Source organism: Bacteroidota bacterium (assembly GCA_026391695.1).
In the GTDB taxonomy this organism is placed as follows: domain Bacteria; phylum Bacteroidota; class Bacteroidia; order Bacteroidales; family JAGONC01; genus JAPLDP01.
Genome location: JAPLDP010000068.1, coordinates 28487 through 40618, shown reverse-complemented (window position 1 = coordinate 40618; position 12132 = coordinate 28487). Strand labels below are relative to the sequence as shown.

General features: G+C 42.5%; 8 protein-coding genes. 3 read left to right on the top strand and 5 right to left on the bottom strand.

Features of this window, described 5'->3' with window-relative positions:
- Nucleotides 1–17: 17 nt before the first annotated feature.
- The 3 genes from NT175_09110 to NT175_09100 all read left to right on the top strand — a co-directional run bounded on the left by NT175_09110 (nucleotide 18) and on the right by NT175_09100 (nucleotide 3402).
- Nucleotides 18–1616, top strand: a complete 1599-nt coding sequence (locus NT175_09110) for a C69 family dipeptidase (GenBank protein ID MCX6234862.1) — start codon at nucleotides 18–20, stop codon at nucleotides 1614–1616.
- Nucleotides 1617–1756: 140 nt separating this feature from the next.
- A complete protein-coding gene (locus tag NT175_09105; protein ID MCX6234861.1) occupies nucleotides 1757–2911 on the top strand; it encodes a metallophosphoesterase in 1155 nt (384 codons plus the stop codon).
- Nucleotides 2912–2928: 17 nt separating this feature from the next.
- Nucleotides 2929–3402 (top strand): methylated-DNA--[protein]-cysteine S-methyltransferase, encoded by a 474-nt coding sequence (locus NT175_09100; protein MCX6234860.1) that lies wholly within the window; start codon nucleotides 2929–2931, stop codon nucleotides 3400–3402.
- Here the strand turns inward: NT175_09100 and NT175_09095 are convergent.
- From NT175_09095 to NT175_09075, 5 genes are all read right to left on the bottom strand, one after another.
- Complete coding sequence (locus NT175_09095; protein MCX6234859.1) at nucleotides 3395–5164, bottom strand: M14 family metallopeptidase; 1770 nt, start codon at nucleotides 5162–5164, stop codon at nucleotides 3395–3397. The genes NT175_09100 and NT175_09095 overlap by 8 nt on opposite strands.
- A 20-nt stretch (nucleotides 5165–5184) precedes the next feature.
- On the bottom strand, nucleotides 5185–7368 hold the full coding sequence (gene scpA, locus NT175_09090) for a methylmalonyl-CoA mutase (GenBank protein ID MCX6234858.1): 2184 nt from the start codon (nucleotides 7366–7368) through the stop codon (nucleotides 5185–5187).
- A gap of 18 nt (nucleotides 7369–7386) precedes the next feature.
- On the bottom strand, nucleotides 7387–9282 hold the full coding sequence (locus NT175_09085; protein MCX6234857.1) for a methylmalonyl-CoA mutase family protein: 1896 nt from the start codon (nucleotides 9280–9282) through the stop codon (nucleotides 7387–7389).
- A 56-nt stretch (nucleotides 9283–9338) separates the two neighbouring features.
- On the bottom strand, nucleotides 9339–9812 hold the full coding sequence (locus tag NT175_09080; GenBank protein ID MCX6234856.1) for a hypothetical protein: 474 nt from the start codon (nucleotides 9810–9812) through the stop codon (nucleotides 9339–9341).
- A gap of 124 nt (nucleotides 9813–9936) precedes the next feature.
- On the bottom strand, nucleotides 9937–12108 hold the full coding sequence (locus tag NT175_09075) for a S46 family peptidase (GenBank protein ID MCX6234855.1): 2172 nt from the start codon (nucleotides 12106–12108) through the stop codon (nucleotides 9937–9939).
- Nucleotides 12109–12132 lie beyond the last annotated feature (24 nt).

Sequence of the window (12132 nt, the reverse complement as noted above, 5' to 3'; positions counted from 1 at the left end):
ATAAAATCCATAATAATATGAAAAAAAATTTTTGTAGTCTTTTATCATTGATTCTTGTATATTATCTGCCATTAAAGGCTCAGGTTGATAAATCTGACTGGTTGAATGGTTTTCCGGATGGCTGTACATCAATTACAGTGGGAAGATCAGCTACTATTGATGGCTCGGTTATTACTTCTCATACTGATGATAGCCATCGTACTGAGTCTTCGATTGATATCATTCCGGCAAAAAATTACGGCACTGGAAGCCTGTGCCCTGTTTATAAGCGTACTCCCTGCGATACCATGGCTATGCCGGTCTATATGTATATCAAAAACGGTGACATACCTCAGATAGCACATACCAACGGATTCATCAATACCGCATATCCCTGCCTTAATGATCATCAGCTTGCCCTAGGTGAGTCGACTTTTGGAGGAAGGGAGGTTTTACAATCCGATAATGGCCTTATTGATTGCGAATACTTGTGCCAGATCATGTTAGAGCGGTGCTCGACAGCAAGAGAAGCGATAAAACTGGCAGATGAATTGACCGCAGTATATGGCTGGATCGACGCCGGTGAGTATCTTACAATTGCCGATAAGAAGGAAGTATGGCATTTTGAGATTGTCGGCCCGGGAAAGGGAAAAAAAGGATCTATATGGGCCGCGCAACGTGTTCCGGATGATCATATCGCCGTTAATGCCAATGCCAGCAGGATCAGGATGATTAATCTGAATGATCCGGATTATTATATGGCATCAGCAAACATCTTTACGATGGCCATAGACTCCGGATGGTGCACATCAAAAAAGGAGTTTGAATTCTGCTATGCCTATGCGCCCGAAAGCCGCACATCTTTCGCCTCACGCCGAAGGGAATGGCGCGTTTTCGACCTGCTCGCCCCTTCTCTCAAACTCGATCCCAATGCCGAAAACTTTCCCTTCTCAATAAAACCCGACCAGCTTGTATCCCTTGAGAAACTCGTCACCATTTTCAAAGACTATTACGAAGGCACACCCTTCGATATGACTAAAGATATCACAGTGACCAATGAAAAAGGAATGACCGTTATTTCTCCACTGGCTAATCCTTTCATGCCCTATGACATGAATAAAATGCTTAAAATTAATGGTGGTTGGGGCTGGCTGGGTGAGCGCACCATAGCCCGCTGGTACACAATGTATGCGACCATTATACAGTGCAGGGACTGGCTGCCCGATGAAATAGGTGGCGTCGCATGGATCGCTCTTGATAATGTGGCTACATCCATTTATATTCCGATTTATTGTGGTGTGACCGATTTGCCACAATCCTATAAAACTCCCGGAAGAGCAAGGGGCTTTACCAGAGAATCGGCCTGGTGGGCATTTAATTATCTTGGAACCCTCACCGCACAACGATGGGGAGACATGCGGCATGATGTAGAAGCTGCCTGGGACCCCTGGCAAAAAGAACTATTCGACAACCAGAAAAAAATCGAACAACAGGCCCTGGACTTATATGATCAAAATAATCCGGGGAAAACAAAAAATTTCTTAACCGGTTATACCAATGATTGGGGAAATAAGGTAGTCAAAAAAGCATGGGAAACAGGTGATTTTTTATGGACCAAATATGATGAGAAATTTTAATAACATTATATATACACTATGAATTCTGGATTACAGATTATCTCAGGGGAGTTATAAACTATTGTTCAATGCCTTACTGTTGCCCAGGATTAATTAATTCGACATACATAGGATAGATTGTTTCTGATTATCCGGTTGAGATGCGCAAACAATTTCTTATATTTATTGCATTCATCATTGCCCTTTACACCCTGATCAATTATTTCCTCTTTGCACAAGGTAAGGGATTTTTTGACACAAATACGACTGTCTATCTGGTTTATGTACTGATATTCTGGACATTGGCTTTTATATACCCTGTTGCCCGTATTCTTGGAAGACTATGGTGTTCAAAATGCAGTGATGTTTTAACGGTCATCGGATCTTTCTGGTTTGCTGTTATGCTCTATTTATTCCTTGGGATAATCCTTCTCAAGCTGATTAAACTGATGAACCTGGCGACATTTGTACCTTACACTTTTGCTTATGACCTGTCGTTTGAACGGAATTTTCTTGTTGGTACGGCAGCATCCTCTCTGGTAATAATTATTTATGGCTTTATAAATGCAAGAATTCCGCGTGTAAGAAAACTTGATATTTCTATCAATAAGCCTATTATTGGTTTATCATCTCTTACTATTGCTGTTGCCTCCGATATTCACCTTGGAAATATAGTTGCCGGCAGAATGGCAAAAAAAATTGTTAAAAGCATCAATAGGCTAAATCCTGATATTATCCTTCTTGCCGGAGATGTAGTTGATGAGGATCTGGCACCGGTAATCAGGTTCGACCTTGGAGAATGCCTGAAGCAACTGAAAGCACCTCTGGGCATCTATGCAATCACCGGTAATCACGAGTACATAGGTGGTGTGACCTCTGCATGCCAATACCTACAGGAACATGGCATCAGGGTATTGAGGGATGAGTGGATCCAGCTCGAAAACGGGTTGTATATTGTAGGTCGTGATGACCGGGATAAATCCCGTTTTACAGGGGAGACACGACGACAGTTAAGCGAGATCATGATGGGCGTTGATAAAACATTCCCAGTCATCCTGCTCGATCACCAACCTTTTGAATTGGACCAGGCAGCAACCTGTGGCGCCGACCTGTCCATTTCCGGCCATACACATCATGGCCAGATGTGGCCGCTGAATTATATCACAAGAATGATTTACGAACTCAGCTGGGGTTATAAAAAAAAGGGTGACACACATTGCTATGTGTCATGTGGTGTCGGCACATGGGGGCCTCAGGTAAGGACCGGTAACAGGCCTGAAATTCTTAGTATAAAATTGAAAATATTGAAAACCTGATTTAATTAAGATGTATTATGAATGAGTATTTAACTGCATATTATCAATCCCCTGTTGGCATGGTCGAAATATCAGGTAATCAGAAAGGTATACGTTCATTGTACTTTGTAGATGTAGTGAAGAAGAATGAACCTGTACCTGATGCTTTAAGAATATGTATGCACCAGATTGATGAGTACTTCACCAGAAAGCGAAAGATCTTTGAATTACCTCTGAATTTAACCGGCACACCCTTTCAACTAAAAGTCTGGAAGGAACTTCAGAAAATTCCGTTTGGTAAGACCGTCTCCTATATGGATCTGGCTAAACAGCTTGGGGATATAAAATCCATTCGTGCAGTTGGTTCAGCCAACGGAAAGAATCCGGTCAGCATCATCATCCCCTGCCATCGTGTGATTGGCAGCGATGGCAGTTTAACAGGCTATGGAGGAGGTTTATGGAGGAAAAAGTGGCTGCTGGAATTTGAACAAGGAATGACATCCCTTATTTAAGTAATTGCTCAAGCTCAGTCCGATCGACAATTCTTCCCACCGGATACATATTTAGTTTCTGATCCCAGTAAGGTGTTTTACTGTAAAACCAATTGAGCATATCCCACTGGCTTCGGGCAAAATCCGGATCTGTGGCCTTTTTCTGATCAAATTCAGCCTTCAACTCTGGATTTTCTTCTATCATCTTACGGGCCATCTCTTCCATCACATAAGTTTCAAAATACTCCTTCTGTTCGAAGATGGCATTAAAGAATCCCCAGTATACATAAGAATCAGGTGAGGATGGTTCCAGCAAATACGCGATGACTCTGGCTGTACGCTGATTCATATCAATTATTGCCGATCCGGCAGGAAAGCTCCTCACATCGTCAATGATAACTGGCTTAACCTGAACAGATAACCTCCCTTCATAAGATGATTTACTCCATTTAATGTCAGTAAATTTATAGGATTGTATCCTGATGGTGGCATCATCTTTTAATACAGAATAGGATATACCATGCCATGCCAGCCGCTCGATGACATCTTTCCATTCAGGTGGGATGATATAAGCTTCCGGAAGTTTTACAGTGACTTTTGGCTTATGACTATTAAAATAGGGTATCAGGAATGTCTTTGGAATATTGCTGTATTTAAACCAGTCACCGCCAGTCAGGTCACTTTTGACCACCTCATATTCCAGTCCCCTGAACTCGACCATAATGCTATCATTCGTTGTTTTAAAATCGACAGGAAATTCCTGTTCACGGAATTCAGGATTTGCTACTGCCTGATCAGCCAGCAAATTCATCCTCTTCACCTCAATATAATTCCTGTTCAGTATATCACAAATAATCTTTAGTGCCTCATATGAACCGGATACCCTTGTTTTATAATTCTTAAGCATATGATTTTCGATCAGCAGGCCGATTCGGTTCTGAACGGCAGTATAGCCCTGCGAAAATCTGGGGGAACCTGCATTGTCAATAATGCCGCTGCGTGGATCGTGCCATTTACGGAAGGCGACATAAGGAAATGCCAGATATCCGGATTTATCCATTCCCTCTTCAAAAGCAGGAATGAATGACTTTTTAGTCCATTCTGTCAAAGCAACATCCATATTTCCTGATGTTTCCACATCATATGTCATAACATACTGATAATCCGCACCATCTGTCACATGAATATCCACAAAAAAGTCGGGCAGCCATTGCTGGAACAGGTCAAGCCAGGCTTTCATCTCAGGTGAATCAGCCTTCAGATAATCCCTGTTAAGGTTGAGGTTCTGCGCTGTTGTCCGCCAGCCAATCTCTTCAGGGCCATTTTGGTTAATGCGATTATAATGGCTAAAACGTTCATGACCGTCAACATTGAAAATCGGAATGAACAGGATGGTAACGTGGTCGAGTAGTCCGGCAAGTTTTTTATTGATAGCCATATCTCTGAAGAACATCAACCCGGCATCCTTACCATCAGACTCACCCGGATGTATGCAAGCCTGGACGAGCAATATTATATTTCCTGATTTCCTTACTTCCTTAGGATTAAAATGGGAGTTTTTATCTGCTATCAGCAATGGCAGTTCTCTTCCCTGCGGGCTGATACCAAAGCTGGTGTATTCGATCCATGGCGATGCATCTGCAAGTCGCCTGCAGTAATCAATGGTTTCAATATACCTGGGTGTTTCAAGATAACCTGATTTCTCATAAAAAGTAAACCAGTCTACTTCCTGAGCCAGGGTTTGTAACACGCTAAACAATAATCCAAATCCTAACCATTTCATATCTTAAGATAAATCTAGAATCAAACTTCAGACATTAACTGATCATTCTGATCCCTTTTCGCATCAATCAGTATTTCAAGCAACCTGATTCCACTTTCCGAGATAACTGTGCCGGGTCCGAAAATAGCCACGACACCTTTTTTATAGAGATATTCATAATCCTGCGGTGGTATTACACCACCGACAATGACCATGATATCTTCGCGTCCCTGATCTTTCAGGGCATCTATAACTTTAGGCACAAGGGTTTTATGTCCAGCGGCAAGACTTGAGATGCCGATGATATGGACATCGTTTTCAACTGCCTGGCGGGCAGCTTCCTCGGGGGTTTGAAATAAAGGTCCGATGTCCACATCAAAGCCTAAATCGGCAAAGCCGGTAGCAACTACCTTGGCACCACGGTCATGCCCGTCCTGACCGATTTTTGCCACCATAATACGAGGACGTCGGCCCTCTAACTCTGCGAATTTATCGGCCATTTCGGAGGCTTTGCCAAAAAATTTATGACCCTTCACTTCTGCAGAATAAACACCTGAAATTGAACGTATCACAGCCTTGTACCTTCCAAAGATCTTTTCACAGGCATAAGATATTTCACCAAGTGTTGCCCTCTTCTGAGCAGCAATAACCGACAGTTCAAGGAGATTGCCTTCGCCGGTTTCGCAAGCCTTTGTAATAGCATCAAGCGCCAATTGCACTTCTTCATCATGTCGTTCGTCTTTTAGCTTCTGCAACCGCTTTATCTGAGATTCCCTGACGGCAGTATTATCTACTTCAAGAGTATCAAAGGGCTCTTCCTTTTCAGGGCGGTACTGATTTACACCAACGATGATGTCCTGATTCGAGTCGATGCGTGCCTGCTTACGGGCAGCAGCTTCTTCAATACGCATCTTGGGAAGGCCTGTTTCAATAGCTTTAGCCATGCCACCCAAATCTTCAATCTCTTCAATAAGATCCCAGGCCCGCCGGATTATATTATGCGTGAGGTATTCCACATAATAAGATCCTGCCCATGGATCGACTGTTCTGCAGATATTCGTTTCTTCCTGCAGATATATCTGAGTATTACGTGCGATGCGAGCTGAGAAGTCGGTCGGAAGGGCTATAGCCTCATCAAGGGCATTTGTGTGTAACGACTGGGTATGCCCCAGGGCCGCGGCCAGGGCCTCAACACAGGTTCTTGTGATATTATTAAACGGGTCCTGCTCAGTCAGGCTCCAGCCTGAGGTCTGGCAATGTGTCCTTAATGCCATCGACCTGGGATTTTTTGGATTGAATCCTTTGACGATCTTTGCCCAGATCATTCGCGCTGCGCGCATCTTGGCAATCTCCATAAAGTGATTCATGCCTATACCCCAGAAGAAGGAGATCCGGGGTGCAAAATCATCAATGTCCAATCCCGCCTTAATACCAGTCCTGAGGTATTCCAGTCCATCGGCAAGGGTATAAGCCAGTTCAATGTCGGCCGTGGCTCCTGCTTCCTGCATGTGATATCCGCTGATGCTGATCGAGTTAAACCGCGGCATATTTTGGGCCGTGAATCTGAAAATATCGGCAATAATACGGAGAGAAGGCTGGGGTGGATAAATGTATGTGTTCCGCACCATGAACTCCTTTAGAATATCATTCTGAATGGTTCCGCTCATCTGATCATAGCGTACACCCTGTTCAAGTGCCGCGACAATATAAAAGGCAAGTATTGGCAACACAGCGCCATTCATGGTCATCGAAACCGACATTTGGCTCAGTGGAATATGATCAAATAGAATCTTCATATCCAGAATCGAATCAATGGCTACGCCGGCTTTGCCGACATCACCAATAACCCTGTGATGGTCAGAGTCATAACCCCTGTGGGTGGCCAGGTCAAAGGCAACAGAAAGACCTTTCTGACCTGAGGCCAGATTACGGCGGTAAAATGCATTCGACTCCTCAGCCGTTGAAAATCCGGCATATTGCCTTATGGTCCAGGGATGCATGACATACATGGTGGAATAAGGGCCTCTTAGAAAAGGAGGCAATCCGGCAGCGTAATGCAGGTGCTCCATTCCCTGAAGATCATCTTTTAAATAAACACTTTTAACAGGTATCCGTTCAGGAGTTTTCCACTCTTCCCTGATCCCAAGCTTTTCGCACCATTCTTTGCTGGATATGGCCGGCTCTTTTTGCGAAGCTATGTTTATCTGAGAAAAATCGGGTTTCATTTTGCAGATTTTCTACCTTTAGAATATATTTAACTCTTTCTGAAACCCTTCCAGAGTCTCAAGAATATTCGATCTGACATGAATAAAATGTTTTAATCCAATCATCTTAAAACGCTCAGCATAATCTTTAGGATATCCTGCCAAAACGATAATTTTATCATTTCGCAGTTGAGGGAATACCTCTGGAATGAGGGATGAATATTCCTCATCAGAACTACAGATAACGACAATTTCAGCATGGCTCGCCAGAGCGGCTTCAATACCTTCCTTCACAGTGTCAAAACCTGGATTATCTATGATCCCGAATCCTGCACAACCAAAAAAATTACCTGCAAACTGGCTGCGGGCACGACGCATGGCAAGATTTCCATAAGTAAGCATGAATACCTCAGGTCGTTTGTTTGCAATGGCAAACCTATCAGTTCTGTACCTTAATCTCTCAAATGCCATAGCTCCCCGGTATGGTTTAAGGGGCTCAGCAAGGATATTATCGGGATGCTGGCTGACCGGATTCGTGACTTCTGCAGGCAACTCTGCATCAATATGTTCAGTAAAATCCGGATATTGATTTGATCCCAGAAGGATGTCCCTTCTCTGTGCAATCGCAATATCTCTTGTACTGGCAGTTTCTTTGATCTTTGACTGGACATAACCTTCCTTAAATGCTTGCAGATATCCGCCCTTTTCTTCGATATGCAAAAATAATTTCCAAACTTCATCAGCAATGGAACTGGTCAGGTTTTCAATATAATAGGATCCGGCTGCAGGGTCGATAACCTTTTGCAGATAAGCCTCTTCCTTAAGCAGCAGTTGCTGATTTCTCGCAAGACGTTCCGAAAACTCGGATGACTCGGCATAAGCACTGTCGAAAGGTAAAACAGTCAGAGAGTCTGCTCCACCGATAATAGCCGACATAGACTCCGTTGTGGAGCGGAGAACATTCACGTATGGGTCGTATAATGTCATATTCCATCTCGACGTTTCTACATGAATATTCATTTGTGTCAGGTTTTCATTCTCAGGGCCGAATGCACGCATAATATGGGCCCAAAGCATCCGAGCTGCACGTAGTTTGGCTATTTCCAGGAAATAATCCGATCCCACACCAAATGTGAATGAAAGCCGCGGAGAAATCTGATTAACAGATAAACCCCTGTCGGTCAGTCTATGAATGTATTCGGTACCGGCCGTCAGACTAAAGGCCAGTTCTTCAACTATTGATGCACCAGCGTTATGAAAATGTTGTCCGTTTATGGAAATCATCCTGAAACCCGGCACATCTTTAGCCATCAGGATCAGCTTTTTACCCACATTGAAGTCCTCTTCTTCCGAAATGAAGAAATTACCTTTTATCGCCAGGTTGCCAAGAGGATCATAATTCAATGACCCGAAAATATTATCCCTGCGCAGATTATATTTATCCACCACAGTGAGAATGATCTTCAGAAAATCTATGAAATTCATGCCAGCCAATACATTCACTTCGGCAAAGCCCAATAGTACATTTTTGAAAAATACCTCAATATCCTCCTGTGTATAATCTTTTTTTTCATTAAAAACCAGTCCTAAGGAGGTTATACCTTTTCGCAGTAAATCAGCAGCCTTTATATCTGCTTTCTGAGGATCATCAACCTTTATATCCTGCCTGACTTTCCAGATGTTGCTTTCTTTCCCGTTACCTCTGATAAAAGGAAATTCACCAGGACACGCTGTTAAATGAACAAGTGATTCAAGATCTTCCTGCATATAATAGGGCATGATATCAAATCCCTCATATGTTTTCCAGACCAGTTTCTTTTGATAGTCCTGTCCTTTCAAATCCTGATATATCGCAGCTTCCCATTCCTCCCTTGTAACAGGTGGGAATTCATCAAAATACTTTTTATCCGGTTTTGAGATTTCTCTTTGATCCATTATAACCTGATTAATTCCTGATCAAAATTATAATCCAATTGACTATGGCAATAATTCTACCTCAGGCTCCTTGGGCTGAAACTCTTCCACGCAAACCAGTCGACCAATTCGTATCTTAGTTCTTCATTCATCCTATCAATATCAAAATGAAATTCCTGTTCATCATGGAATTTCCATGGTTCATCCGGATTGTGGTGCTTCCCCCTGAACAATGTGATATGCATTTTGCCCTTATCTTCGGAAAGAATAAACCGCAACCGCCTGAGAAATACCGGCTTTTGTGTGAAATTGACAGCTGAAAACTCCGACAGTTCATATTCAGATACACCAACATTTGACAATGTCCTGTAGGAGAACTTATAATCCTCAGTCATCACTTTTTGCAGGTCATCAAATGATGTTATCAGGGTACTAAGAAAACAGTCTATGGTTTCTTTATTAATCTGATAATTGGCAAGGATTTTATCCCTGTCAAGTTTAAGCTCATTTCCCTTTATACGGTTCAGTTCTTCTTCTAACCAATGTGACATGGCGGATAATTTAAATTAAAAATGGAAAATCAAAATGTAAAGATACAAATCAAAAATGAAAAAAATCAGATTCCAGTTTATCAGCGGTTGAATTGAAACTTGTAACCTGCAACCTGATACTTTACTATTCCACAATAGTCATCTCATCAATCAGATGACTTGCTCCGGCAACTTTATCGATCACAAAAAGGCAATACCTGATATCAAGGCAAATGTTACGACAGTGAAAAGGATCATACATAAGATCGCTCATTGTCCCTTCCCAGTTTCGGTCAAAGTTAATGCCGATTAAATAGCCATCGCCATTAAAGACCGGGCTGCCGGAATTACCCCCTGTTGTATGATTGGAGGCAGTAAAGCAGACCCGCATGGTGCCATCCTTGTCAGCGTATCGTCCATAATCCTCATTAATATATAATTCCTTCAGCCTTTTATCAACAACATAATCATACACTGTTGAATCTTCCTTTTCCATGATACCTGTCAAGGTAGTATAATAGTCATATCCGACAGCATCTCTTGGCGTGTAATCATCCACTTTTCCATAAGCCACCCTGAGGGTAGAATTGGCATCAGGATAAAACCTCCAGTCAGGCTCCATCTCTATCTGCGCTTTCATATAGATACGCATAAGGCTGTCAATAGTAATACTCATCTTCCTGGTATAGGGTTGTATGGATTTCAGGTAGTATTCTGATAAACCGGATGCCAGTTGATAGGCTTGGTCTTTTAAAAGTCTTTTATAATGAGATGGTTTGTAATTATCAAGCAATGCATTCAGGCGGACGGGGCAAACAAAAAACGATCTGCAAAATAATTCATCAGCGTACTTTGTGATATTGCCCTTATACTTCACTCTGATATCTTCAAAGACATCCGGTTGATAGCTGATATCAGTCACATTCATATAAGATGTGAAAAGAGAGAGGAACAATTTCTTATCGACATCAGCATTATAGTTTTTGAAAAATGCTTCCGACCCCCGTTTGAGTTTTTCAGTTTCTTCACTTATCTTCTTCATATCGGGCAATTTTTCTTTACTTAAAGTTACAAGGGTTTTGTAAGTATTGGCAAATCTTAGAACCTCGACACGCATACCGGCCTCAGAATAATAGGCCTGGGCTTCACGATAGGGTGTCAACTGATCATAAACAGTTTTTAAAGAAGGAAGAAGTTCGCCATAATGCGCTTTCCTGTCAGGATCGCCATCAACCCAAAGCTGAAACCGATCTTCATATGCCCGCTTTTTATCGACCACATCATACAACATGATACCCCGCTTCTCTCCCATCCATTTCTTCCAGGAGTTGGCTATTCCCACATGTTTGGAAGCATACTGTAATCGGATCAGATCATTTTGTCGCATGGCATCAAGAATGATATTAAGCGATTTGGTCCGCAGGTCAATCCGTATAGGATTCTCGGCAAAAGTGATCATCTCAATGGCATACGAAGGAAGATATTCCTGCGTGAAAGCAGGATATCCGAAAACAAAAGTGAAATCGCCTCTTTCATATCCTTTCAGCGTGATTGTCAAATGCTTTTTCGGCGTATATGGTACATTGTCGGGAGAATACTCGGCAGGCTGGTTATCCTTATTGACATAAATTCTGAAAATGGAAAAATCACCTGTATGCCGGGGCCACATCCAGTTATCGGTATCTCCACCGAAATTACCAATATTCGATGGTGGTGCGCCAACCAGTCGGATATCCCTGAATACTTCATAGATAAGCATATAGAATTCATTCCCATAATAAAATGGAATTATCTCCGCTTCATAGGGGGTTCCCTTTACAGCCGCTTCTGAAATTTTTAATGAGTTCTCTTCAATGATTTTCTTCCGGCTGGCTTCTGAAAGATCACCTGTGACGCCAGAAAGCACTTTAGCGGTAACATCTTCCATCCTCACAAGCATAGTGCAGGTCAAACCAGGGTTTGATAGCTCTTCGTCATGGCTGGCTGCCCAGAAACCATCGGTCAGATAATCCTTTTCCAATGTGCTGTGCCTCTGTATTGAACCATATCCACAGTGATGGTTAGTGAGCAAAAGACCCTCCGCGGAAATGATCTCTCCTGTACATCCACCGCCAAATATGACTATGGCATCCTTCAAACACGACTGGTTTATGCTGTAAATATCTTCGGCTGTAAGCTTCAGCCCCATGCTTTGCATCTCCTTCTCATTAAGCAAACTCAAAAGCATCGGTATCCACATACCCTCATTGGCCAGAAGAACGGAGAACGGAGATAGAAGAAAAGAGAGAACCATTAAGCGGATAAAGTGGCATTTCATATCAGGTATATTTATAATCAGGCA

Excerpts from the sequence above, each read along its gene's own strand:
- NT175_09110 (MCX6234862.1), top strand. The coding sequence starts at position 18 with ATGAAAAAAAATTTTTGTAGTCTTTTATCATTGATTCTTGTATATTAT.
- scpA (MCX6234858.1), bottom strand. The coding sequence starts at position 7,368 with ATGAAACCCGATTTTTCTCAGATAAACATAGCTTCGCAAAAAGAGCCG.
- NT175_09100 (MCX6234860.1), top strand. The coding sequence starts at position 2,929 with ATGAATGAGTATTTAACTGCATATTATCAATCCCCTGTTGGCATGGTC.
- NT175_09085 (MCX6234857.1), bottom strand. The coding sequence starts at position 9,282 with ATGGATCAAAGAGAAATCTCAAAACCGGATAAAAAGTATTTTGATGAA.
- NT175_09095 (MCX6234859.1), bottom strand. The coding sequence starts at position 5,164 with ATGAAATGGTTAGGATTTGGATTATTGTTTAGCGTGTTACAAACCCTG.
- NT175_09105 (MCX6234861.1), top strand. The coding sequence starts at position 1,757 with ATGCGCAAACAATTTCTTATATTTATTGCATTCATCATTGCCCTTTAC.
- NT175_09075 (MCX6234855.1), bottom strand. The coding sequence starts at position 12,108 with ATGAAATGCCACTTTATCCGCTTAATGGTTCTCTCTTTTCTTCTATCT.
- NT175_09080 (MCX6234856.1), bottom strand. The coding sequence starts at position 9,812 with ATGTCACATTGGTTAGAAGAAGAACTGAACCGTATAAAGGGAAATGAG.